The sequence below is a fragment of the Planktothrix paucivesiculata PCC 9631 genome, from assembly GCF_900009265.2.
GTDB classification, from domain to species: Bacteria; Cyanobacteriota; Cyanobacteriia; order Cyanobacteriales; family Microcoleaceae; genus Planktothrix; species Planktothrix paucivesiculata.
Window position 1 is genome coordinate 159,388 of record NZ_LR735016.1, and the last position, 25,878, is coordinate 185,265.

The following is a 25,878-nucleotide window of genomic DNA, read 5'->3' on the forward strand; positions in this document are numbered from 1 at the left end:
ACAAGCATTTAATCCGGTGGGGTTGTTATCAACAGTTGCGTTTTGTTGAGTGGTGTCCTATACCTATTAAGTTAGCATGACTTTTGCGATCGCTAACCCCCAATTTACTAAATTTTACAGAGTTTAATATTTCGCAATAATTAATAATAGCAGTTGCCATCAATATAAATAATATTTTAATCTATGACTTTTAACCATCCGTTGTTTAAACGATTAATAATTTCACTGATTTGTTTACATTCGCGTAACCCTAAAACTTGGTCAGAACAAACTAAGGCCATTAACCCGTCTTGGTCAGCGCGAGTAATTTTACCTGTGGCGTAAATTTTGCTGACGATATGCTGAATATCTGTAGATGTTCCCGATAATACCTTGTTCATGCTTCCATCCGGTGAGGTCAGTGTTCAATCTATACAGACCTGTTAACTGACAATCAGGATGATTTATTGATTATGCGTATTATTCGAGATAAACAACTTAATTTAATGAGGGATTAATGGGTAGAAACGTAAGTTGCTAATCCTCGGAATTTTAGTCCTAAAATAATATCATTCCATTCAGAACCCAAATAGTTTCCCGTCTGAGTAATAGCATTAATAAAGTAGAATCCATCTAAATCCGTGGCTTTTTCTGCCCAATTATTAATATCAAAAGCGTCAACTTTGTTAAATACCGGTACGGTTTTAGTATTATTTTCATCGGGTAATACATAGATATGATCTCCATATTTCTCCACAATCGTTACCCCTTTAACTTTACGAATCTTCATCGGGGAAATGGTTTTTGATGGGTTGTATCCTTGAATGATTTTCATGTCAACCTCGTAGGTATGGATTAGATTGAATTATTGGGTGTGAGTCCGAGCAGAATGATGTTGATATTGCTACTATCTCTAGTAAAGTCGGTGATCACAGGGTAGATTGTTCCACTTGTTGGCGCGTCCGCAAAATCTTTGCTCCCCATGCACAAAAGACGAAATCCATTATGTAACGGATATGACAGTTGAGCAAGTGGTTTTGCTATTCTTGTTATGTTTTGTAAAATTTCCGGTTTCTGATTATCCTTTAGCGAATAAAAAACCCCTCTCTGAAAAAGAGAAGGGATAGGAGGCTGTTAAACAGGACTTACGCAAATTGGGGGATGTAACCCTAGATGTAGGGGTAATTCATGAATTACCCCTACTATTGATAGCGGTGATGCGTAAGTCCTGTTAAAGCGATTTGGGGTTTTAGTGGACTGCTACGGCGGGTTCTTCTAATACAATTTCGCAGGTATCGCCGTTATATCCCCGTTTAGGCTGAACAAAAACTTTATCACCCGATTGAAGTTCTAGTTTGGTCAACTGTTCCTTACTTAAATGGGCAACAATTTCACCCCCATCGGCGAGGGTTAAATCCACTTGAATATCCCAGCCCAGATGAGTCACCCGTTTCACCTGTGCTATAGCACTAGGTTGTTGATAATTACTGGTATGTAATTCCAGATCATGGGGACGAATAAAAATATTAGCAGCAGTAGAATCTAAATCAAAATCTTGAAACAGTGTGGTATGACGGGGTAACACATTAACTGTGCCGATAAATTGCATGACAAAGGGGGTCGCCGGGTGGTCATAAATTTCTGAGGGGCTTCCCACCTGTTCAATTTTGCCATGATTCATGACCACAATCTCATCCGCCACGGCCATGGCTTCTTCTTGGTCATGGGTGACAAATACACTGGTAACGTGAACTTCATCGTGTAGCTGACGTAACCAACTCCGCAACTCTAAGCGAACTTTGGCATCTAAAGCCCCAAAGGGTTCATCGAGTAATAAAACCTGCGGCTGTACGGCTAAAGCCCGGGCTAAGGCCACCCGTTGACGTTGACCACCAGAAAGTTGAGAGGGATAACGATTTCCTAATCCGGTTAACTGAATTAAGTCTAATAATTCCTCAACTCTGGTCTTAATTTTTTGTCGAGGATGTTTGCGAATTTCTAAACCAAAGGCGATATTTTGCCGGACAGTTAGATGTTTAAACAGGGCATAATGTTGGAAAACAAATCCAATATTGCGGCGTCGGACATCTAAATAAGTAGTATCTTGACCGTTGATAATAATTTGTCCACCAGTGGGGGGTTCTAATCCGGCAATCGCTCTTAATAAAGTAGACTTTCCTGAACCAGAAGGCCCTAATAATGCGACTAAGGTTCCATCTTTAATTTCCAAGTTAATATTATCTAAGGCTTGAAAATTACCGAATACTTGAGAAACGTTTTTAATGATAATACCCATAGTACCTCTAAGAATTACGAATTACGAATTGAGGAATGATTAAAACAATTCGTGTTCTCTAATTTGTAATTAATTTATCCGTGACTGGTTTTTCTTTCTAATATCTCCTTGAGAACTAAAGTAACTAAAGCCAGTAACGCTAAAATAGTGGCAGCACCAAAGGCGGCTTCGGTTTGATAATTTTTGTAGGCTTGTTCTACAAAGGTTGGTAAGGTTAAAGTTCTGCCTGCAATTAATCCAGAAACAACCGCCACCGCTCCAAATTCACCCATAGCTCTCGCATTAGTTAAGAGCACACCATAGAGCAAACCCCATTTAATATTGGGGAGGGTAACACGCCAGAAAATTTGGAAATCCTGAGCCCCTAAAGTGCGGGCGGCTTCTTCCTGTTCTGAACCTAATTCTTCTAAAACTGGAATCACTTCTCGGGCTACAAAAGGTAAAGAAACAAATAGTGTTGCTAGTACCATTCCGGGGAGGGAAAATAACACTTTAATATCCAGGTTTTCTAACGCCGGCCCAAACCAACCATTGCGACCATATAACAGCACAATCATTAACCCGGCTACCACGGGAGAAATCGCAAAGGGCAGGTCAATAATACTAATTAATAAGGTACGACCTCTAAATTGATTTCTAGCAATTACCCAAGCGGCGCAGAGTCCAAAAACCGTATTGATTGGAACGACAATCAAAGCAATAATTAAGGTCAGTTGCATTGCTTTTTGAAAGTCGCTACTATTAATAGCAAGGATAAACTCTTGGGTTCCTTTATGAAAGGCTTCGTAAAAAACAGCGATGGCTGGAATAAATAAAACCAGAGCTAGATAGAGTAAAGCAATGCTAATCAGGAGCCATTTAACCCAAGGGAATGACTGAGATTGAGTTGGATTTGTTGGCGAAGATGACATAAAAGCTAACCAATTAAAGAGTTAAAAATCCTAACTTTTCAGAGAATAACGCCGTCCCCACTGTTGCAGCGCATTGATTAATACTAATAAGAACAATGAGACAATTAAGAGGACTGTACCCACGACCGTCGCACCTACATAGTCATATTGTTCTAAGCGCTGAAACACTAAAATCGGAGCAATTAAATCTTTAAATGGAATACTTGAAGAAATAATTACTACTGAACCATATTCTCCTACTGCGCGGGAAAAACCCAGGGCAATTCCGGTTAAAATTGGCGGCATTAAGGGGGGAAGTAAAACCCTGATAAAAGTTTGAAATTCAGTTGCACCCAATGACCAAGCTGCTTCCTCCGTTTCCCGTTCCATTTCTTGCATAACCGGTTGTAAAGTTCGTACCACAAAGGGTAAGGAAATAAACAACATGGCAACAAAAACCCCTAAACGGGTGAAGGCTATTTTAATGCCAAAGGGAGCAAAAAATTGTCCAATCCAACCGTTATTGCTATAAACCGTTGCTAAGACTAAACCAGCAACGGAAGTGGGTAAGGCAAAGGGTAAATCAACGGCGGCATCGATTAATTTTTTCCCAGGAAAGCTATAACGAACTAATACCCAAGCGATTAAGGTTCCCATCAATCCATTAACTACTGCGGCGGCTAAACCGGTTACAAAAGTAACGTTATAAGCGCTCATGGCAACAGGACTAAAGGCAATTTTCCAAAATTCCTGGGGGGATATGGTTAAGGATTTTGTAATTAATGCTGCAAAGGGCAGAATTAACATAAAAATCAGATAGGAAAAGGTAACAACCCAGGGCAAAGAAAGCCGCCCCCAAAGTTCTTTTAATGGGTTATTAGAAGCGGGTCTATGGGTTTTAAACTGGTCTACAGAAGTCACCATTAATGTTTAATACTCTAGGGGTAATAGGAATTGAATTGATTGTTTACCAGCCATCTACTTCTGATTGGGAATCCCGCCAAATTTCAATATCCAAATCGGAAAGATAAATTAGGGCACTATCGATTTGTTGGGGAGTTCCTTTCAGGAGTAAATCAAACCAACCATCTTCCCGGGCATTCTGACCTAAAATTGCTCCACTAATGTTCACTTGTAAACCATAATCGGAAGCTAGGCGAGAAATCACGGGTTCTTGGTGGTATTCCTTGGGAATTCTGACTCTAATTCGGAAATCAGATTGATATTTTTCTCTAGCATTTAATCCAGATAATTCTGTATTTTCTTGATCAATATTCGGAGAACTTAAAGACATTTTAATCTCCTCAAATAAATGACTAGAATTTTAGGGACTGAATCAATCTCTATTTAGATTGGGCAATTTTGGCTTGGATTTGATCAAAAATTGCTCCATCGGCAAAAAACTGAGTATCCACGTCTTTCCAACCGCCTAAATCCTTAATGGTGAACAGTTTTTCAACTTTAGGAAATTGGGTAGCAAATTCGGCTTCTACTGTGGGTTCAACGGGTCGGAATCCTACTTTGGCGAACTCTTTTTGAGCCTCCGGTGTAAACAAAAACTTGGTAAAAGCTTCTGCCACTTCACGGGTTCCATGTTTGTCTACATTTTTATCGACAACAGCAACGGGATTATCAATGGAAATGTTATAATCCGTCGGCACAATATAGGGTTGTTTATCCCCTTTTTGAGCCGCTAAAATCACCTCGTTTTCATAATTAATTAAGACATTGCCTTGACCCTGTTTGTAGAACACATCACTGGCTTCCCGGGCATCTTTAGGCAGAACCGGAACTCGACGAAAGACATTTTCCAGAAAGGTTTGAGCTTCTTCTGGCGTGCCTCCGGCTTGGGTGACGGAACCCGACAAAACCAGGACATTCCACTTAGCTCCACCGGAGGTTTTGGGGTTGGCGGTAATTACCTGAACATCATCGCGGGTTAAATCAGACCATCCTTTGATATCGGTATTCGCGTCCCTAAGCACCAAAGCCGCGACGGATTTATGGACAATCGACTCATTGGGAAGTTCCTGTTCCCAACCCGGTTCGATGAGTCCGGCTTTTTCGATTTTGGCGGTATCTCCGGCTAGGGCTAAGGCCACCACATCGGCATCAAGTCCATCAATAACCGCACGGGTTTGGGAGCCTGAACCTCCATAACTTTGTTCAAACTCCACAGTTTGTCCGGTTTGGGCTTTCCACTGTTCCACAAACTTAGGAATGATGTTTTCATAAGCCGTTTTTGTGACTGCGTAGGATACGAGGGTTAATTTAATCGGTTTGTCCGTTTGGGCGGCTTGGGGTGCAGGAGCATTCGTGGCCGTAGGAGATTGATTGTTGGGTGAGGAGCAAGCTACCACCATGCAGTTGAGTGCAAGTCCAGTCAGGACATAACCGATAGACTTGGCAGAGAAAGGTTTTGGGGGTAACGGTGAACGGATTCGCATGATCACACTCCTGAAATTCGTCTGGAATTTATTTACACAGTCTTTTGTTTTTGACTGTCTTTGTATTCTATACTAAGTTAGTTTGAATTTCAATACATCTGCATTACAAAAATTAAAAAATTGAATTTATCATTCAATGCGTTTGCCATGTCAAAATACATATAGGTTGATCCAGTTGTGCAGTCAGAAGCAATCCAATCGGTGCTATCCTCCTCTGGTGTTCAGTCCCCAAATGCTGTTCTAGGAAATGTACGTCTGGCATCGCCACCCCTGGGCCAGCCACAACTATTCAATCCGGTGGAGTCAAACTAGGGAAGTAAAATATGGCAGCACAAGCGCCCTCAGCAGATGAAGCAGAGTTAGCAAAACTTTTGATTCAGAGTAACTACCTGTTTCAAGACCTGGAAATTAACTGGCTGGCTCAGTATCTTTCCCCAGACCTGACTATAGAAAAACTGTATTCTAGTCGTCCTGTCTATACGGCTTTTCGTCCCAATATCTTTTTAGATGTTCTCTATATCATTATTAGTGGCGGGCCAATTATTACTCGCAGTACGCCCCTAGACCGGATTATCGCTATCAGTTATCCGGGGGGATGTTTTGGGATGAGGAATCTTCCCTTTAGTTTTGGCCAGATGAGTCGGGCTTTTCCCAGTTTAGTGGAAGCCTACAAAACCACTGATGTGATTAAACTTCCCCTGGATACCCTGAAAGAAATTTATCAGGATAGTCCAGTGGTGCGGGAACGCTATGATAAATTCTTTGAACTGCGGGAAAAATTTCAGTATCATCTACTTAATTGCAGTTCCTATCCTCCTCAAGCCGTGGCGGCACTATTCAGGGCATTGGTTTATCAAGAACGCAGTTTGGGGAATCAACCTCAGTCCGACGGAGTTTATACCTTTGATTTACCTATTGATGTGATCGCCCGTTCCTGTCAGTTAAACCACCGCACCGTTGAACAAGTCCTGAAGGGAATGCAGAAAGTCAAATTAATTGAAGCAGCGAAATCCAGTGATTCCTCGGAGGATACAATTCGAGTCATTGACCCGGAAGGATTAAAAGAAACCTATAGTGCCACCCGGGATAAGGTTGCGTGGTGGCCGTTGAAGTAGGTACGGGGGAGCAGGGGAGGTAGGGTAGGGGAGGTAGGGGAGAGATAATTAGTTTTTGATTTTTGGGTTTTGAGGGGTGAGTCCTAATTGGGCAAGGGGTTTGAATAGGGCGCCGCCCAGAACTCCCAGGGAAACACTAAAGGCGAGGATCACACCGACGGGAAGTTGAACAGATTCTAAAAAAAGGAACCTCAGAGTTATGGGTGTGGCATTTTGGATGGCAAGAATTGCGATCGCACTCATCCAAAACGCGAGGATAAAACTGGTGACAATGGCAGGGGCATTAGGCATAAATAATCACAATGTATCCAACGAAAAAACCTATTGTTTAATTCTAATCAATTTTCCCGTTGCCTGATAGATATAAAATACCCTAGCTTTTATTTTTCGGGGTAAAAAGCTAGGGTTTGGGTTATGAAAAAATCTAAATATTTTCAATAATTAGAGTTCAACGTTAACATCATTAGAGTGGGTGGTATCTTGGAAATCCCGACGTCCGCCACCTCGGTCGGGTTCGTAGGGGCCATTGAGTCCAGTGCGGGCGGAAAGCAATTGTGAGTTACCCAGAATATCTGATAATTGATTAGAAGTAGAACTCGCGGCCAAAGCGTTAGTAGTAAGACCAACCAATAAACAAACTGATAAAACTAAAGATGTATAGGTTTGCATAATAAAGTGTCCCTGTAAGTCTGTCCACTTCCTTATACAAACCGTTAATATTTAGATCAGGATGAGTGTCAAAAGTTTTTTAAATCCGGCTATAACCCCTCTAAAATTAACCACTGACCGGATAAGTTTAAACGTCCGTAAACTTTTAGGGGGGAAAGAGTGGGAATATTTTGTAATTGTTCGTTAATTTCTGGGTATAGGGTGACTAATTTCCAGGTTTGACCTGTAAACTGTCCTTGAGTTAGGGTAAAACGATAGTCTTGGTGACTCTGACGCTGGAAAATACCCTCGAAGGCGTGACTATTTTTAGCAGGATGACAAGGGTTTGGGGATGCCGGACAATAGCCATCAATGGGATATAATTCGGGATGATTTAAATAATAAGATTGCCAGTATAACCAATCGGGATGATCGGGCGGTAAATTAAATAAAGGAATTACCGCTTGAGGAGCAATATTATCGGTTAACAGGGCATTTTGTAAGGTTCTAATAGATAATTCTTGGGGTTGTATTCCCTGTTCAATACATAAAGCGGCAGCCATTCCTGCAGCTTGTCCGATGCCTAAAACCACAGGTTGTAAACGGGTTGCACCGTTGGCAATATGGGAAACGGAAATATTTTTTTCACAGACTAATACATTCTCGGTATTAATCGGAATTAAAGCTCGATAGGGAATAGTAAAAGGAGTTCCTGTCCAGCGTCCTCCCCAACGTAAACTTTTAGGTTGCAGGGTTAATTGAAATTGGGTATAATGATGATCGTTAGCGTAATTTCCGATCGCGATCGCTTCACATTCTCCAGTTTCATTAAAAGGTAAGGTCGCAATACAACCCGTTTCAATTGGTAAAATATCCTGTTCTATAATGGTTGTTAATCCTTGAATTCGGCGACTTTCTCGATAGTAGGGATGGAGGGCAAAAGCTGATAAAATATCGGGATTACTATTAAAATTAGGTCGATTTTCTAGGGGAAAAGTTCCCATTGCTAACCCATATCTCCGTCCTAATTTTGTTTGAATAAAACGAGCAAAACTCAGGCTATGGTAAAAACTTTCCTGCCAGAATTGCAACCTCTCAGAGTTTGAAGTGATTAATCGATCTAAATTTTGATCATAATCATTGCCCTGGATTGGCCAGTTAATCATAAACTTATTATTGGGTAATCTACCATAATTTAGGAAGGATTCTATATCATAATTTTTCCAAGCATTAGTAAATAATTCCGGGGTATCAATGGGAGGAATAGGAATTTCTGGGGCGATGTTACCTTCTCCAAAATCTTCCATAATAAAAACCCAGGTGGGAGCTTGAACCGGAGTCGTTTTCATTAATGTTGATAGCTCAATTGGGGCGCTAGGTTCCTGCCATTTCCCTTGCAGTTCCCACCCCCAACGATAGGGAATTTCTGCGAGTTCTAAAAGGTCGCCTAATTCCGTCCCATCTATGATAATTTGAGCTTGAATAGTACAGGAATTAAATCTAACCTCTGTAATAATATTTCCTTGTTTAATAACTTCTAAAGGTTCTTGTTCAGGTATCCATAATAAATTCGGTTCTGCTTTCACCCAATCGGCAAAAATATTTGCTCCTATTTGGGGATGATAGGTAAAGAAACTCACCCAACCATTATCTAAACCTTCGGGTTGACGGTGGTTTAGTTCCCGTAAAAATGCCCCCCAAATTCCGGTTTGAAAAGCGACTAATTCATTCCCATCCGGTGCAACAACGCCCCCAGAAGTTAACATTCCGCCTAACATTGACCATGGACTCACTAAAATGGTTTTTGCGCCCCGACGGGCAGCTTGCAGTGCGGCGGCTGTCCCTCCCGTCCCGCCTCCAATGACTAAAACATCAGCTTGTAAATGATTCATAGCTATTTGTTAACAAAAAAACAATCCAAAAATTATCGGTTAAAATAGAACCCAGTAGTAAGCCCGACCGGGCTTAATCGAGTAAAAGTTTAGTAGTAAGCCCGACCGGGCTTAATCCACTAAAAGTAATCACCAACGGCATCTATATAACTCATGTTTTTTGCATAATCTTTGGGAAGAAGCCCTTTAGGGCTTACTACTTTTATATTTATTGGGATGCAATGGTAAAGATTCTATCTTCAAAATCTAAAATAACTGCTCATTTCCTGGGTTTATGGGGGGTTTGGCTTCCAGTTGTGGTCATTTTGGGACATATTCCCATCGCCCAAGCCCAAGAGGTCATCACTCAACCGATGATAAATCTTCCTACGAGTGATACGGGTTATACCCTGGGCCCTGGAGATTTGCTCCAACTCGATATTTTTAATGTTCCTGAATATAGTGGTAATAATGGTCATCATCAAGTCTCTATTGATGGTTCTGTGAATTTGCCTTTAATTGGTAATATTTCAGTTCAAGGAATGACGGTAGACCAAGTAACGGTATTGATTCAACAGCGCTATGGAGAATATTTGCAACGGCCGATTTTAGCTCTTAAATTAATCGCCGCCCGTCCTCTACAAGTGGCGGTGACGGGAGAAGTGCAACGTCCGGGGTCTTATATTGTTTCCCCGTCAGCGAGTATGACAACCAATAACCCCTTGATGGGAACCCCAGAAATCCCGGGTGCAGGGGGGCGTTTACCCACAATTACCAGGGTATTACAAATGGCGGGGGGAATTACTCCGAGCGCGGATATGCGACAGGTGAAAATTCGGCGCGCGGGTGGAACTGGGGGGGAAAGAATAATGAGTTTGGATTTGTGGGAACTCTTGCAAACCGGGGATTTACGCCAGGATATTACCCTGCGTGACGGCGATACAATTTATATTCCCACCGCTACCGAACACAATGCGGCGGAATCTTCTCAATTAATTACCGCTAATTTTGCCAGTAATAATAATCAACCGATTAATGTGGCGGTGGTGGGTGCGGTGAATCGCCCTGGAACCCATACCCTCGTCTCCGAAGCAATTCCCCGACTTCCCGCCGAACCGGGTCAACCCACGGAGGGTTTAGGGGCGACGAGTGGGGGACTGTTTACGGTGACGAAGGCGCTGAAAATGGCGGGGGGAATTACTCCGGGCGCGGATATCCGTAATATTCAGGTGCGACGTCTGACCCGCACGGGAACCGAACAACAGATTACAGTGGATTTATGGAAACTGCTACAAGAAGGAGATTTAAGCCAGGATGCGATGTTACAACAGGGGGATACTATTGTAGTCCCAACGGCGACGACGGCCGAAACCGAACAAAATGCCGAGGTGGTGGCGGCGAGTTTTTCTCCCGATACCCTGAAAATTAGTCTGGTGGGTGAGGTGGTGTCCCCGGGGGCGAAAAGTTTGACTCCCAATACTTCTTTGAATCAAGCATTGGTGGAAGCGGGGGGATTTAATGAATCTCGGGCTAATAAGAAACAAGTGGAATTAATCCGCATCCATCCCAATGGAACGGTTTCTCGGCGTCAGATTCCGATTAATTTATCGGCGGAGGTGAACGAAGAAACTAACCCAACCCTGAGAAATAATGATGTGATTGTGGTTGGTCGTTCCGGGGGGGCCGCTTTCCGAGAGGGTTTAGGAACTGTGTTAAATTCGTTAAGTCCGATTAACAATTTTTTAGGACTTTTTCGCTTTGTGAATATTTTAAACTAAAAAAAACTATGAAAAACCGAAAATTATCTCAACTCTCTGTTATTAAAAATCAAAGGAAACCCTTACAGTCGCCGGGAGAAACGTTATATTATGATGCTGATTTATACCCCGGATACAATTTAGAAGAAAAAGCGGATTTTTTTAAGATTTTATGGAAACGAGCGCTCGCTGTTTTAGGGGTGACAACCGCCGTCACCGCCGGGGTATATCTCTGGACAATTAATCAAACTCCTGAATATAAAGGGTCATTTCAAATTTTAGTCGAAACTACTCCCGCAAACGATAGTTTACCCTCGGAGTTAGACGCAAATTCAGAAAAAAAATCAGACCTTGATTATTATTCCCAACTGGAAATTTTACAAAGTCCCAAATTAATGTCGGGAATTCTCAAAGGGATTCAAACTCGCTATCCTGAAGTGACTTATGATTCTTTATTTAATAAAAAAACTGGACAAACTTTTTGGGAAAAGGATACCCTTTCTATTAAACCTTTAAAACAGACTCGGATTTTTGAAGTGAGTTATCAAGACTATGAACCGCAAAAAGTTCAATTTGTTTTAGAAAAAATAGCTGAAGGTTACTTGAAATATAGTCTTCCTGAAGATGTACAGTCTCAAGCGCGAGAAGAACAATTAAAATTAATACAGGAACAAGTTGCAACTTTAGAAAAAAGAATCCCGCCGATTAAACAAGGAATTGAGAAACTTCAACAACAATATAATTTTATTGATCCTAAACTGCAAACCGAGTATTTATTTAAACAAAAAAGTGAATTACAATCTCAAAAATTAGAAACCCAATCTCAACTTCTACAACAGCAATCTCAATATCAAGCCTTACAAAAACAGTTGGGACTAAAACCCGAACAGGCTTTATTAGCATCTGCTTTAACTCAATCACCGAACTATCAAGGGTTACTGCAAGAGTTATTAAAATTAGAAACAGAGATAGCAATTGAATCCGCCCGTTTTAAAGGGACAGCACCGCAAATTCAGGCCTTATTAGATCAGCGATCGCAAATAATTCCCTTATTAGAAAAAGAAGCTAAAAATGTATTAGGATCAAATAGCAATCAAGTTGATCCTAATATTATCCGGTTTCAAGATTCGATCCGAATGGGAATGATTCAGCAGTTAGTTTTAGTGGCGAATAATATTGAAATGCTGAAGGTGAGAACTGAAGTTTTAGAAAAAGCTACTCAAGAATTTAATCGATATTCCCAAGTGTTTCCAGGGGTTTTGGGTCGCTATAACGATTTACAACAACAGTTAAAAACAACAACAACTCAACTAACAGAATCAACGAATAAATTTCAAGAAATGAAACTGCAAGTTGTTCCTAAAGTCAAGTCAGAACCTTGGGAATTAATTGCCCCTCCTCGGATTCCAAGTAATATTAATGGAGAATTAGTTACCGTTTCTCCTAATGTTCCTTTAAATCTCGCCCTGGGGGGATTAGCGGGATTATTCTTAGGGGTAATTACGGCTCAAATCCTAGAACGATTGAACAATGTTTATCGCACCACCCACGAAGTTACTGACAGTATTTCCTTACCTTTATTGGGAGTAATTCCCGCCAGTAATGAAGCCTTAATTCTTCCGGGTTCGGTTGCACCCCCAATTGATATTTCCGATCTCACCTACCCCGCTTGTAGTCCATTCCAAGAGGCATTCCGAGCCTTAAATACTAATTTACGTCTATTAAACCCGGAAGGTTCTGTGCGGTCTTGTGTGATTACTTCCGCCACTCCATCCGATGGCAAATCAACTATTGCCATGAATTTAGCCCAAGGAGCCGCGGCCATGGGTCAACGGGTTTTATTAGTGGATGCTGACCTGCGTTGTCCCCGGATTCATACTTTATTAGAAATCACGAATCAATTGGGATTAACTAATATTTTAACTCAAAAATTAGAGTTTAAAACTGTGATTAAACAGGTCGCTTCTGAGGCGAATTTATCGGTGTTAACCGCCGGAGAATTTTATCCCGACCCGACTCGGTTATTATCCTCAAAACCGATGCAGGAGTTAATGAAACAATTGCAGGAATCCTTTGATTTAATTATCTATGATACCGCCCCAATTTTAGGGTTAGCTGATGCGAATTTATTAGCACCCCATACCGATGGGTTAATGATGGTTGTGGGGTTAGGAAAAACTGACCGAGAAGCCTTTAGTTTAGCCCTGCGGGAAATTAGCACCGCCGGGGTTCCCGTCTTAGGAATGGTGGCAAATGGGGATAAACAGGAAACCCATTATTATCGGGATTATTAACAGGGGGTTTGGGTTAGGCTGAATTGGGACTTACGGAAAGAAACCGGGTTTGTGACCTCCCGTGCGTAAGTCCTGAACAGGTTATGGGCTTTAAAGTTGATTAAAAAATCAAGAGTAGTGGTGTGTTACCCCCTACAAGTATTGTCTCCTAGGTGGAGGGTTTTGTCAACCCCCTTTCCAGAAAAGTCGAAATTTTTGGGGCTGGGAAATATTATTATCACCACAAAGACACAGAGGGGTTATAAGATTTCGGGTAAACCGACCTCTTTGGGTTTAACGAATTTACCGTCAAAGCTGACGGCTTTATTTTCAAATGTCCTAGCATCGGCTAGGGCTTTGCGTAACTCGGCGCATTCCATGGGTTGCTGCATTCCTCCTAATAAATAGATGAGTAACTTGGCGGCTAGGTCTTTTCCGGCGACTCTGACCCGGCGTTTATTCGGGTCATATAATATTCCATACCAGAGGGAGTCGGGATATTCCATGCCGCTAAACCCCCCAGACCCATCAAAAGTTTGTAATTTCTCGAAAATCTCTGCTAGGGGTTGTTGTTGATAAAAGACTAATACCCCCAGGGCGGCGGCTACGGCTACTTGTCCCACGGGGCGAAATAATATATTTCCTTCCCCTGGGGGTTTCTCAAAACTAAACCTTCGCAGGTCGGGGGTTTCCCAACGGTCTTCTAAGCGTTGATAGCTGGGTAAGGTTGCCAGGGCATCAAAAAGTTGTTGTAATTCCTGAATACCTGTTTCTAACTCTTGGGTTGTGGGGCGTCGGGGGACTAACCCGGGTTTGGCGGCTTTCCAGTGGGGAAATTTGGGGGTTAAGTAGCGTTGACCCATATCTGTTAGGGCTTGCAGGGTGGTTAATACGGTTGACTTGGAGGCGACGGTGGCACTATCCCAATTAATTCTAGGGTTGCGTCCGGGTTTATCGGCAAATAGAGGATGGGAAACAACAACCTGGCGAGTAACGATAGAAAACCCATCATCTTCGTCTAATAGGGCTAACTGTCCTTTACTGAGTTTAACGGCCATTAAGTTAACGTGGACAAAAATAGACCTAACCCTTTGTCTAGCTTGGGCGCGGGTTTCTCCTTTCACAACGGCGGGAATAAATTCTACGCCGATGGTTTCTTGGGATAGTTGTTGTAACTGTTGGGGGGTGATACCGATTTTTTGGGTTAACTCCTTAACGGTAATAGCATCGCCGATGGGTTTTTTCTGTTTGCTGTAGGGTTGCAAGTGTCCTGTCCGTAGGAGTTGCATTAACCCTTGTATCCCCATCAGGCGATGTTGTCCATCGAGGGCAAAGATGGAGACATCCTCGGACATTTGCAGGAGTCCGAGTTTTCCCTGAGTATCGAGGGGTAAAAAGTCAATGGCGGACTGGGTGGCTTGGCCCTGTTTATCCCATTGGGGGGCTTGGGGGTTATCGACCCAGGAGGGACTGAGGACGACTAACACCGCCGGGAATTTATGGTCTTTGTGGTTGGTCAGGTATTGGGTAAGGGTGGCCTGTCGTGACCAGTCCAGGGGACGTTGCAGGATGTCGTCCACGGTTTCGGTGTCTCTTTCGACGTTGCCTGTGGGGTCTAAATGGGGTTGAAATAGGGGCAGTTGGGAGGCGAAACCGACTTTGGCGGCTATCCATTCTAGGGTGACGGAGGTGATAAAGGTTTCGGTTTGGGCCATATAGGTTTTTTGAACCAGTAAGCTATCTGCTTTTTGTAGATAGGGTTTCAGCAGTTGTGCAATTGCTTTTTGGGATTCGGAATTGAGTTGGGTTTCAGTATCCATTAGAGGTATGTTGCCAAATGAGTCAATAAATGCTATATTACCTAGAAATGGTTTTTAAAAATTTAAGTAAGGTTTTTAAAAACTTATTCCTAGTCCTACTTTACCGGAATAGAGGGGTTTAGGGAATATCTGTAATTTCTGAAAAGAGGAAATAGTCATGACTGAAGAACAGCCACAGAAGCGTTCAAGTGCCGAAATTGTTATGCTTCCAACTCAACAGGATGCTCTAACTCAATCATCAGCTGATTCTGCCACTTGTGGTGCAAGAGTATTTCAATGTCATGTTTATGAACAAGGACAGAGAGTTCATTTAGCTTTTTGTCTCTCTTTTAAGCAACTTCTTGAAATGGCAAAATTTCAAACAGCAGACAAGAAAAAAAATAGATCTAATGCTGAAGATATCACAAATCGCCCTTTAGTTCCAAACCATGTTAATGAAATTGCTAAATACTTACTAGAAACTGATAATTATATTTTACCTTCATTTATTTTTAATTGTAAAACGCCGATCAAAGTTTTTGCGTTTGGTTCAGGGGTAATGCAGTTTGGTTATGCTGTTTTACCAAGCAATGTTGAACTTTATGTTACAGATGGTCAACATCGGATTAAAGCAATTGAAAAAGCAGTTCAAGAAAGACCTGAATTATTGAACGATAGTGCAACGGTATTAGTTGTTCAAGAAGATGATATTGATCAAATTCATCAAGATTTTGCTGATTGTGCTAAAAACAAGCCAATTTCACCTGCATTGCTCACCACATTTGATGTTAGTGATGCTTTATCAAAACTTACCCGTGACATTTCCAAAGATTTAGTCATTTTTGCAGGACGTATCGATAAAATATCTCGAACTGTGAATGAAAAAGATTCAGATTATCTGTTCACGATGAATCAGTTACGACTGGGAATAGCAGAATTTTTGTTTGGTTCATCTCAGAAAAAGACAATTGAATCTTGTAAAAATCAAAACCGACATCAGCTAAAATTATTGTTAGAAAAAGCTCGATATTTCTATACTGAATTTGCTACACATAATGATGGATGGACTTTACTTCTTAAACCTAAATCTGAAGGATTAAACCTTGATTTATCTAAATTACGAAAAGAAAGAATAGATTTTTATAGCGTGGGATTACAATTAATTAGTCGAGTTGGTCATTTGATTTTATTTGAAAACGATTTTACTGAGGAGCAGCGTAATTTGTTAATTAAAACATTAGCTAATTTAGATTATAAAAGGACTACATCTATGTGGATAAATAATTTGCTTATGGATGATGGTAATGGAAAAATGACAATCATCAATAACCAAGCAGCAGTCAATAAAGCATTTAGAATTGCTGTGTCTGAGGTTGAAAATCAAACAGGTCTATTGTTAAAGTAAGCCTAAAATTTTATTTATGGGATGTAAAAAATGACTACAATTCAGGAAATTCTTTTATTAAAACGTACTGTCAATGAGTTTATAGAAGATTTACAAAAATCTACTCAAGAAATCCAAGATTTATACTGCTTGGATCAAATACCTTGGATTATTGGTGTATCTTGGGGAAAAGATAGTACAGCAACATTACAACTAATTTGGAATGCTATCTCAAAACTGCCTATAGAAAAGCGTCAAAAAACAATTTATGTAATTACAACAGATACTTTAGTTGAGAATCCTATTGTTTCTACTTGGGTGCGTAAATGTATTACTCAACTAAAAAAAGCTATTCAAGAGCAAAATATGCCAATGGAAGCTCATTTATTACATCCAGAAGTTTCACATACTTATTGGGTTGGTTTAATTGGTAAAGGTTATCCCGCACCTCGTCTTAAATTTCGATGGTGTACTTCTCGATTAAAAATTGATCCATCTAATCGCTTTATTCGTGATGTTGTAAGAACTAATGGGGAAAGTATTATAGTTCTAGGAACTCGCAAAAGTGAAAGCGTTAGTCGTGGCAAGAGGATGAGAGAACTTGAAGGTCAGCGAGTCCGTGAACGCCTCAGTCCTAATGTTAGTTTGCTCAATTCTTTAGTTTATACGCCGATTGAAGATTGGCGTACTGATGAAGTTTGGATGTATTTAATGCAGTGGGAAAACCCTTGGGGGGGTAATAATCAAGAATTATTCGTTTTATATCGAGGTGCAACCGCAGATAATGAATGTCCCTTAGTTGTGGATACCTCAACCCCTAGCTGTGGTGATTCTAGGTTTGGATGTTGGGTTTGTACTTTGGTTGATAGTGATAAATCATTAACCGCAATGATACAAAATGATCAAGAAAAAGAATGGTTACAACCTCTGATTGATATTCGTTTAGAATTAGATATCCAAAATGATCGAGAGAAACGAGATTTTAGACGACTTGTTGGAAAAGTTCAACTATTTGAACGTAATATTGATGGAGAAATATCCGTCGAACCCATTCCGGGGCCCTATACCAAAAAATGGCGAGAACATTGGTTAAGACGGGTATTAGAAGCGCAACAACAAATTAGACAAACAGCGCCCGAAGAATATCGAGATACAACCTTAATTACCATAGGAGAACTGAGCGAAATCAGGAGAATATGGTTAGAAGAAAAACACGAATTTGATGATAGTGTACCTAAAATCTATCAGGAAGTTATGGGAGAAACCTTTGAAGACCCCCGTTTGGGTGCAGGAAATACCGTCCTCGGTGTAGATGAATGGGAATTATTAGAAGAACTCAGTCAAGGAGATACAATGTATATGGAATTAATGGCAAAACTGATTGATACAGAACGTCAATATAAAACCATGGCAAGACGAAATGGCATTTATGATGATTTAGAAAAGTGTTTAGAAACCAGTTCTCGACCTCAAGAACAAGCTATTAATAACGCTCATTATGAACGCAATTTAAAAGAAGCCGCCAAAACCGGAAATGTTGAACAAGTCAAGCACGCCATAGAAGACAAAAACCCCGAACCTCCACAACAGTTAAGTTGGGGAAGTTTGAAATTTCAAAACCCTACCTAACCCTCGTTCCCAGGCTCCCGCCTGGGAATGACTGATGCAGGCTCCCGCCTGCTATTATTGGAGGCGGAGCCTCCTTAAGAGCATTTCTAGGTAGAACCTAGAAACGAGATAAACGGGATAAAAATTAACCTTTAAACTTTTAATTTTATGATTTTCTTAGAATTAACTTTAGAAAACTTTGGCCCCTATCGAGGCAAACAAGTAATTGATTTACGCCCTAAAATTAATGATAATGTGATTAGTCCCATTGTCTTATTTGGAGGTATGAATGGGGGCGGAAAAACTACCTTAATGGATGCAATGCGGCTCGCCCTTTATGGACAACGCGCCCAATGTTCTACCCGGGGAAGTTTAAGTTATCCTGAATTTCTCAAACAAGCGGTTAATAAACAAACCCTAGCCCATGAAGAAACCAGTGTAGAATTATTATTTGAACATATTGTTAAAAATATGCAAGTCGAGTTTCGGGTTAAACGTCGCTGGACAAAAAACCCGAAAAATGGTAAGGATATTTTAGGCATATTAATTGATGACTGGCCGGACTCCGCTTGGGTAGAAACCTGGGATGAGCGCATCGAAGATTTTTTCCCTATTGGAATTTCTAACTTGTTTTTATTTGATGGGGAACAGGTCAAGGAATTAGCCGATTTAGACAGTCCTCCTAATGTTGTGGTACAAGCTATTCAATCTTTATTAGGATTAGAATTATCTGAACGTTTAGCCGTAGATTTAGATATTTTAGCTAACCGTAAACGCCGACAGTTAGCTGACTCAAAAGATTTAGCTTATTTAGAAGAAATTGAAACTAAATTAAATCAGTACAAATCGGAAAAAGAGGCGGCGGAAATAGCGGTAGAAGAATTAAAAATTAAGGCCGGAATTGCCAAGAAAAAGTTAAATCAAGCTAAGGAAAAGTTTAAACTCGAAGGGGGTAAAATAGCCGGAGAACGGAGTCAACTAGAGAAAAAGTTAGAGGAGGAGAAAGAAAAAGCCCAACAACAACGGCAACGTCTTGGTGAGTTAGCCGGGGAAGGTTTACCCTTAAGTTTAATTCAACCTTTATTAATTCAAGCGCGAAAGCAAGGAAAACAGGAGTTAAACTGGGAAAAAGCCAAGGTAGCCCAGGATTTTATTAAAGATCGAGATCAGCGATTATTCGAATATTTAGAAGAACTTAATATTGCTAAAAAGCAGTTAGAAAGTGTTAAAATCTATCTGGAAACCGATTATCAAAATTTGACCGAAAATCATCATAATCAAGAAAAGATATTTTTAGAAATTGATGAAAAAGTTTTCAGTCAATTAGGAACGTTTTTAGACCATCAACTTCCCAGTCAAATCCAACAATCTCAGGACGTTTTAGAGGCGTTAAGAGTAATTGAAGATACCCTATCTAGTCTGGATAAACAATTGGCTATTGCAGCCCCTCCAGAGGTCTATGAACAACTGTTAGAAACGGTATCCCAAGCCCAAACCGAATACACTAAAATTGAAACTGCGATCGAAGTAGCAGAACAGCACGCTAAAAAATGTTTAACTGAATATGAAAAGGTTAAAAAAGAGCTAGAAAAATATAGTCAAAATACCATTGATCGAAAAAATGCCAATCATATTATTGAGACTATTAGTAAAGTTCAGAACTCTTTAAAAATATTTAAAGAGAAATTAACCCTGAAAAAATTGAATAAACTAGAAGTAGAAGTGACTGAATGTTTCCGCTATTTATTGCACAAATCAGACTTAGTACATCGAGTGGTAATTGCTACGGAAGACTTTAGTTTATCCCTGTACGATCCCCAGGGACAACCTGTAGAGAAACATCGCCTATCTGCGGGAGAAAAACAACTATTAGCGATCGCCTTTTTATGGGGTTTAGCTCGGGTTTCAGGACTCAATTTACCCATCGCCATTGACACCCCCCTGGGTCGTTTAGACTCCTCCCACCGTCAAAACCTAATTGAACGGTATTTTCCCGCAGCTAGTCATCAAGTTATTTTACTCTCAACGGATACAGAAATTGCCCAAAAGGAAGTTAATAGTTTACGAGAACAAGATGCGATCGCCCGTGAATACCTACTCAAATATGATCCCAAACAACGCCAAACCAGGATAGAACTAGGTTATTTCTTTTAACAACAACTTCCATATTTCTTTGTGTCTTCGTGTCTTTGTGGTTAAACTCCAGCGCCAAAAAATATTAATCTTGAAAAAAAATTCATTTTTTGCCTAGGGGGTTGACAAAACCCGCCGTCTGGGGGACAATGCTTGTAGGGGTTTACACGCCCATACGCTTGAATAATTAATCAACACGCTACAAAAGTTGAGTCACTCCCCTAACTCGGTGTGTGGTGAAAACAAGAATATTTGTTAACCCAAACTTAACAAAAGTCTATTTTTCATCAAGATTTTGTAAAGAAGTCTCAACACCAGGGAACACTTTCTCATGTTCCAGGTATAAAATGCTTAGTATATAAATCTAAAATCCGTAGATTCCCATATAAAACCCATATAAAAACGGAATAGGCAATGACAACTCCCACACTGATCACTGATCACTGAACCAATGGAACCCCCCGTAGAACGAATCCGCCTATCCCAAACGGCGAAGGAGCAACTAACCAAACTCAAACGAATTACCAAAATAGAAAACTGGAATATTCTGTGCCGTTGGGCTTTGTGTCGTTCCCTAGCCGAGTCAACCATTCCTTCCCCGGTGCCCATCCCCGCCGATAGCAACGTGGAAATGACATGGCAAGTCTTTGGGGGAGAGATGGGTGATTTATTCACCCTTGCCCTAAAGCAACGTTGCCATAATGACCATTTAGGAATCGACCCAGAAACCCTTGCCACCCAGTTTCGCCTGCACCTGCACCGAGGAATTAGTTACCTAGCAGGTGATCAGAATCTCAAACAGATTGAAGATTTCATCGCCCTCACCCCCGCCCAAAACCCTGTTAACCCATAAACGAAACGGCAGAGCACAGCACGATCATGCTCTCTCCTCAACTTTCTAGGGGAACTCGCCGCGCCGAACAAAATTGTTAAACTAGAAACGAGAGGATAATCTCCGTGATCATACTGAATAAAGAATCTGGAACGGTGAATGCCATGACTATAGATTCTAACCGCAGATATCATAATGTGATGGAAGACTTAGTTGCTGAGGAAGTCAAGCGTCAATTAGCAACCCTGTCTCCTCGACTCTGCCAATACATCAAACGAGTTGAAGTCGAAACCTATGCCCTCAACCGTTTACCGCCGCTTTATGCTTCCTGTCAAGAAGGTTGGATGCAGCAACTCAAAAGGGGAAGGGAAGAATTCCATGCCCCAATTAAAACCGCAGTTCGACAGGCGATCGCAGCCGTTCAACGGGACTTGCTACGACATTCCACCCCATTGTCCCCAGAAGAATCAACCCCAGTGAAGGAGGAGAGTCCCAAACCAGAGGCTGCCCAAATCTTACCCCGTCATGCCGCTGAATCCCCCGTACCACCTCCCCCTGGGCTCGATCGGAAAGTTGTCCACCGTAATCGGGCTTTTGCCGATAATTACTCGCGCAAAGAAGCCTCAATTCGAGATGGCTGGCACGGTTAACGCTTGGGAGGATTGCGACGTCGCAGGAAGTCAGGAATATCTAACCCAGGTTGCCCCGGGCTGGCAGGGGTTGGGGGTTGGTTTGGGCTTGAAGGTGCCGGAATCACGGGAATATTCCCCTGGGGTACGCTGGTCGTCCGGGTAACGGGGATAGCACTTTTGTTTTCTCCTGAGAACCCGGTGGCAATTACCGTGATTTTCACTTCTCCCTGCATCCGTTCATCAATTACCGCCCCAAAAATAATATTGGCATTGGGATCAACCACTTCATAGATGGTTTCGGCTGCTGCATTCACCTCATGTAAGGTTAAATCCGTGCCTCCGGTAATATTAAATACAACCCCCTTGGCTCCATCAATAGAAGATTCCAATAAAGGAGAGGCGATCGCAGCCACAGCAGCCTCCCGAGCCCGGGATTTCCCGGATGCAATCCCAATCCCTAATAGGGCAGACCCGGCATCGGCCATCACTGCCCGAACGTCGGCAAAATCCACGTTTACTAACCCCGGAATCGTAATAATATCCGAAATCCCCTGCACCCCTTGGCGCAAGACATCATCGGCATAACGAAAGGCTTCCTGCACGGGGGTTTGTTCGGCAATCACCTCTAATAATTTATTATTCGGAATCACAATTAAGGTGTCAACCCTCGATTGTAATGCCGCGATTCCCTCATCGGCTTGGGAAATTCGCCGTCTGCCTTCAAAGTGAAAGGGACGAGTCACCACCCCAATAGTTAAAGCTCCCAGTTCCTTCGCCACCTCCGCCACCACAGGAGCCCCACCGGTTCCAGTTCCGCCTCCGAGTCCGGCGGTAATAAAGACTAAATCAGCCCCTTCCAAGGCTTTTTGAATTTCTTCTCGGGATTCTTCAGCCGCTTTTTGACCGATGGCGGGATTTCCACCCGCCCCTAGTCCCTTGGTTAGTTTCTGACCAACTTGTAGACGTTTTTGGGCTTTGGAAAGGGTTAAGGCTTGGGCATCGGTATTCATTGACCAAAACTCGATCCCGGCGACCTGGCTGTCAATCATGCGGTTAACAGCGTTACCGCCACTACCACCCACACCAATCACTTTGATCTTTGCAGCATTGCTCGGAATAATATCACCACTCCAAGAATCTTCACGGGGCATATCTTTAGAATCGTTATTAGGGTTAACTATTAGTTCTTTTCTACGGAATGGATTCGCCGAATCTTCTGTCAACCAGGGATTCGCTTTTTCGACCGCATCAGAATTGCCTTGGGTAGACCCCAGATTATTCTTAACTGTCATTTTAATTTTAAATTAGGGTTAATAGGGTAGCACATGGTTACTGATTACTGATTACTGCAATAGTCAACGTCCCCAACACTTTTAAACACAAACACTATAGGGTAAGTTGGACTAGAAACCAAGTCCTTGAGGAGAGTTATTCCTTCCCAGGTAAACGATCGATTAGTTAGACGGAGATTCCTCCGGGGATAATCGGCTTTTATCGGTGCTTTCCGGTGGAATTTGGAGCAGGGGTTGCTGGGGATTTTTCAGATCAAAATACATCATTTGAGTCCGATCCAATTGGGGGGGAATATTTCTCATCCGATCAATCACCTGTAACTGTTCCGGGAATTTGGACGTATAGGGCCCCAGATGCACCGTGCCAATTTCCGTCTCCAGAATCAGATTATTCGGATCTTCCCAATTAATTTGGGAGATTTTCACCGGACTGCGACCAATGGCTTGATACACTTGGGGCCAGTAGGAACGATACTGATTAAAGTTCCCGATCACCTTCAGGGTAGGAAGTTGTTGGGATTGTTCTAATTCCCGATAGTTTTCCAATGGCATCCAGTCCCCGGTGGCATCTAACCATCCGATGGCATCATTTTCTCCTCTAAGCGCCGGGGCCCCGGCGGGATGGGCGATCGCCACGGGTTTTCGCTCTTGAATATTAACCGTTAAACTGGGGGGGAATAACTGACGGGTGACATGGGCGGAGGCAATTTGACCCCGGGATTCCAGACCCGATGCTAAAACCTGGGGTTGAATTTTCCACAGAGATTGAGGATAGGACAAGGGCAGTAGGGAACGAACCATTTGATCGGACAATAGCTGATTGCCTTCGACTTTGACTTGTTCGGGTTGGCGAATCAACCAGAGGGGTTGGTTAATCAGCCAAAACATCCCCCCAGTCAAGCTACCCAGCGCCAGGGTTTGCCATAACATTTGAACTAACTTTAGGCGACGTTGACGTCGTAACTGCTGGCGTTGACGTCGTAATTGATGGGTTGAAAGAGATTTAATCTGGGTCAGATTGCCCATGGGTAGCTTTGTTTCACCTCACCACTGGTCACCGCCAACAATTTAGCATATTCTGTATCGACCTATTTCTAATTGCTTGGGTGATTTTGCCCTACCTATCCGGTGATTCCCCCCCATCCGGTGATTCCCCCCCATCCGGTGATTCCCCCCATCCTGAAACATGACTCCGGTAGCTAAACTAATATTTTCAGAGTCACCCGTTAAATTGATACAGAGGTTAAGAGTTTAATTGTGATCGAGCTTGACTTAAGCAGATTTTATAAAGCCTGTAACCCCAGTAAGACCATTGATATGGCTAACCCCGAAGATCGAAAGTATTACATCGATTTTTCCTCCGTCCGGGGTAATGATATCATTCGAGAATTGAGTCGCACCATTACTTTGCTATCCCATGATGAACCCACCTGTCAATTATTTAGTGGTCATATAGGTTGTGGGAAATCAACGGAATTATTTCGTCTCAAGGATTTATTAGAACGTCAGGGATATCACGTTGTTTACTTTGAATCCTCCCAAAACCTGGATATGGCGGATGTGGATATTAGTGATGTTTTATTAATGATTGCTCGTCAGGTGAGTGAAAGTTTAGAAGCGGATCAAATTCGTCTCAAACCCGGATATTTTTCTAACTTATTTACCGAAATTTCCGAGTTGATGCAAACGCCCATTCAACTCTCTGCCGAAGCCGAATTATCCGTCGGTATCGCTAGAATCACAGCCAAAACCAAGGATTCTCCCAAACTCCGTTCCCAATTAAGACAATATTTAGAACCTCGTACCAGCAGTATTTTAGATGCCATTAATGATGAAATATTAGCTCGGGCAAATACGGCGTTACAGGCCAAGGGGAAAAAAGGAATTGTCGTGATTGTCGATAACTTAGATCGAATTGATAACTCTCCTAAACCCTGGGGAAGAACTCAACCGGAATATCTATTTGTCGATCGCGGTGAACAACTCAAACGCCTCAATTGTCATGTAGTTTTTACTATTCCCTTAACCCTAATGTTTTCTAATGACTATGATCGGCTCTCCAGTCGATTTGGAGTCAAACCCAAAGTTTTACCTATGGTTCCAGTTTGCCTGCGGGATGGTACAGAAAACCCCTCGGGGATGATGAAATTACAACAAATGGTATTAGCCCGAGCCTTTCCTGATATCCCCCCGGAAGATCGTTTTGAGTTAATATCCACTTTATTTGATAGTCCCGAAACCTTGGAGCGTTTATGTTTAATTAGTGGGGGTCATATTCGACGTTTATTAATGTTGATGTACAGTTGTTTACAACAGGAAGATCCCCCATTTACCCGGGCTTGTTTGGAGCAGGTGATTCAAGAATATCGAGATGATCTTTTAGGTGCAATTACTCAAGAAGAATGGGAATTATTATTACGAGTGGTAAAAACTCAAAAAGTCACCGGGGAAGATGAATGTCAAACCCTACTTCGTAGTATGTTTGTTTTTGAATATCGGGATCAAGAGGGTCGTTGGTTTGGAATTAATCCCGCTTTGACCCAAAGCAGTCAATACAAATTATTGGTCAATTCTATGACAAAAATAGCTTAACTTATGTTCACGGTTTACGACATAATTCAGCTATAACAATCCTGAATAAGTTCTGATAAATTATAGGACTAAAACCCTTACGGTAGGAGCAATTTGTCAATTGACCCTACCGTAAATCAAATTGGATTGCTATAGGTTGATGACTACTTGAGGTTTTTTGTGATCTTAGGTTAATTTATCATCAGAAACAAGCTACATTTGAGGTTGATTTTGGTAAACAAATATACAATATAGTTTTTTTGTTTATATTCTTTTAATTTTTCACTGAATCAGTTATCTTTATATAAAAGATAAGGAAGTTTACAGGACTTAAAAACCCTCCACTCTTTT

At 41.7% G+C, this 25,878-nt stretch carries 22 protein-coding genes; 9 read left to right on the forward strand and 13 right to left on the reverse strand.

The genetic code is table 11. The features are described from left to right. Positions 1-176 precede the first annotated feature (176 nt). The 7 genes from PL9631_RS13715 to PL9631_RS13745 all read right to left on the reverse strand — a co-directional run bounded on the left by PL9631_RS13715 (position 177) and on the right by PL9631_RS13745 (position 5,612). Positions 177-380: a hypothetical protein gene (locus PL9631_RS13715; protein ID WP_083621137.1), complete on the reverse strand. Its 204-nt coding sequence runs from the start codon at positions 378-380 to the stop codon at positions 177-179. Positions 381-493: 113 nt separating this feature from the next. Then, positions 494-814, reverse strand: coding sequence for a hypothetical protein (locus PL9631_RS13720; RefSeq protein ID WP_083621139.1), 321 nt, complete (start codon positions 812-814; stop codon positions 494-496). A 414-nt stretch (positions 815-1,228) separates the two neighbouring features. Beyond that, entirely contained in the window at positions 1,229-2,275 is a 1,047-nt protein-coding gene (locus PL9631_RS13725; RefSeq protein WP_083621141.1) for a sulfate/molybdate ABC transporter ATP-binding protein, read from the reverse strand. Positions 2,276-2,349: 74 nt separating this feature from the next. After that, a complete protein-coding gene (cysW, locus tag PL9631_RS13730; RefSeq protein ID WP_083621142.1) occupies positions 2,350-3,186 on the reverse strand; it encodes a sulfate ABC transporter permease subunit CysW in 837 nt (278 codons plus the stop codon). Between the two features lie 30 nt (positions 3,187-3,216). Then, positions 3,217-4,089 carry a sulfate ABC transporter permease subunit CysT gene (gene cysT / locus PL9631_RS13735; protein WP_083621144.1) on the reverse strand — a complete coding sequence of 291 codons (873 nt, stop codon included), beginning with the start codon at positions 4,087-4,089 and terminating at the stop codon, positions 3,217-3,219. Between the two features lie 43 nt (positions 4,090-4,132). Then, complete coding sequence (locus PL9631_RS13740; RefSeq protein WP_083621145.1) at positions 4,133-4,459, reverse strand: NIL domain-containing protein; 327 nt, start codon at positions 4,457-4,459, stop codon at positions 4,133-4,135. Between the two features lie 49 nt (positions 4,460-4,508). After that, positions 4,509-5,612, reverse strand: a complete 1,104-nt coding sequence (locus tag PL9631_RS13745) for a sulfate ABC transporter substrate-binding protein (protein ID WP_197046369.1) — start codon at positions 5,610-5,612, stop codon at positions 4,509-4,511. A gap of 323 nt (positions 5,613-5,935) precedes the next feature. Between PL9631_RS13745 and PL9631_RS13750 the strand changes: the two genes are divergently transcribed. Then, a complete protein-coding gene (locus PL9631_RS13750; protein ID WP_083621148.1) occupies positions 5,936-6,727 on the forward strand; it encodes a Crp/Fnr family transcriptional regulator in 792 nt (263 codons plus the stop codon). A 48-nt stretch (positions 6,728-6,775) separates the two neighbouring features. On the opposite strand, the gene PL9631_RS13755 is transcribed toward PL9631_RS13750, so the two are convergent. The 3 genes from PL9631_RS13755 to PL9631_RS13765 form a co-directional block, all read right to left on the reverse strand. Then, entirely contained in the window at positions 6,776-7,018 is a 243-nt protein-coding gene (locus tag PL9631_RS13755) for a lipopolysaccharide assembly protein LapA domain-containing protein (protein ID WP_083621150.1), read from the reverse strand. Between the two features lie 150 nt (positions 7,019-7,168). After that, positions 7,169-7,396 (reverse strand): heterocyst-inhibiting protein PatX, encoded by a 228-nt coding sequence (patX, locus tag PL9631_RS13760; RefSeq protein ID WP_083621151.1) that lies wholly within the window; start codon positions 7,394-7,396, stop codon positions 7,169-7,171. Between the two features lie 89 nt (positions 7,397-7,485). Continuing rightward, positions 7,486-9,267, reverse strand: a complete 1,782-nt coding sequence (locus tag PL9631_RS13765; protein ID WP_083621153.1) for an FAD-dependent oxidoreductase — start codon at positions 9,265-9,267, stop codon at positions 7,486-7,488. A gap of 221 nt (positions 9,268-9,488) precedes the next feature. Between PL9631_RS13765 and PL9631_RS13770 the strand changes: the two genes are divergently transcribed. Both PL9631_RS13770 and PL9631_RS13775 read left to right on the forward strand, forming a co-directional pair. Further along, a complete protein-coding gene (locus tag PL9631_RS13770) occupies positions 9,489-11,024 on the forward strand; it encodes an SLBB domain-containing protein (RefSeq protein WP_083621154.1) in 1,536 nt (511 codons plus the stop codon). A gap of 8 nt (positions 11,025-11,032) precedes the next feature. Further along, the gene (locus PL9631_RS13775) at positions 11,033-13,297 is read left to right on the forward strand and encodes a polysaccharide biosynthesis tyrosine autokinase (RefSeq protein WP_083621155.1); all 2,265 of its coding nucleotides are present in this window, start codon (positions 11,033-11,035) and stop codon (positions 13,295-13,297) included. A 239-nt stretch (positions 13,298-13,536) separates the two neighbouring features. Here PL9631_RS13775 and PL9631_RS13780 read toward each other — a convergent pair whose 3' ends face one another. Then, entirely contained in the window at positions 13,537-15,096 is a 1,560-nt protein-coding gene (locus PL9631_RS13780; RefSeq protein ID WP_083621156.1) for a DGQHR domain-containing protein, read from the reverse strand. A gap of 157 nt (positions 15,097-15,253) precedes the next feature. Here PL9631_RS13780 and PL9631_RS13785 point away from each other — a divergent pair, with 157 nt between their 5' ends. From PL9631_RS13785 to PL9631_RS13805, 5 genes are all read left to right on the forward strand, one after another. Continuing rightward, positions 15,254-16,480: a DNA sulfur modification protein DndB gene (locus PL9631_RS13785; RefSeq protein WP_083621158.1), complete on the forward strand. Its 1,227-nt coding sequence runs from the start codon at positions 15,254-15,256 to the stop codon at positions 16,478-16,480. Between the two features lie 30 nt (positions 16,481-16,510). After that, on the forward strand, positions 16,511-18,088 hold the full coding sequence (gene dndC / locus PL9631_RS13790) for a DNA phosphorothioation system sulfurtransferase DndC (protein WP_083621160.1): 1,578 nt from the start codon (positions 16,511-16,513) through the stop codon (positions 18,086-18,088). A 147-nt stretch (positions 18,089-18,235) separates the two neighbouring features. Next, positions 18,236-20,221: a DNA sulfur modification protein DndD gene (gene dndD, locus PL9631_RS13795; RefSeq protein WP_083621162.1), complete on the forward strand. Its 1,986-nt coding sequence runs from the start codon at positions 18,236-18,238 to the stop codon at positions 20,219-20,221. 430 nt (positions 20,222-20,651) lie between these two features. Beyond that, positions 20,652-21,053: a DNA sulfur modification protein DndE gene (gene dndE, locus PL9631_RS13800; RefSeq protein ID WP_083621164.1), complete on the forward strand. Its 402-nt coding sequence runs from the start codon at positions 20,652-20,654 to the stop codon at positions 21,051-21,053. Between the two features lie 104 nt (positions 21,054-21,157). Then, on the forward strand, positions 21,158-21,682 hold the full coding sequence (locus PL9631_RS13805; RefSeq protein ID WP_231516726.1) for a late competence development ComFB family protein: 525 nt from the start codon (positions 21,158-21,160) through the stop codon (positions 21,680-21,682). Here the strand turns inward: PL9631_RS13805 and ftsZ are convergent. After that, a complete protein-coding gene (gene ftsZ / locus PL9631_RS13810) occupies positions 21,679-22,956 on the reverse strand; it encodes a cell division protein FtsZ (protein ID WP_083621165.1) in 1,278 nt (425 codons plus the stop codon). The genes PL9631_RS13805 and ftsZ overlap by 4 nt on opposite strands. Positions 22,957-23,118: 162 nt before the next feature. Continuing rightward, on the reverse strand, positions 23,119-23,973 hold the full coding sequence (locus PL9631_RS13815; protein WP_407947586.1) for a cell division protein FtsQ/DivIB: 855 nt from the start codon (positions 23,971-23,973) through the stop codon (positions 23,119-23,121). A 300-nt stretch (positions 23,974-24,273) separates the two neighbouring features. Here PL9631_RS13815 and PL9631_RS13820 point away from each other — a divergent pair, with 300 nt between their 5' ends. Next, positions 24,274-25,548, forward strand: coding sequence for an ATP-binding protein (locus PL9631_RS13820; protein WP_083621169.1), 1,275 nt, complete (start codon positions 24,274-24,276; stop codon positions 25,546-25,548). Positions 25,549-25,878 lie beyond the last annotated feature (330 nt).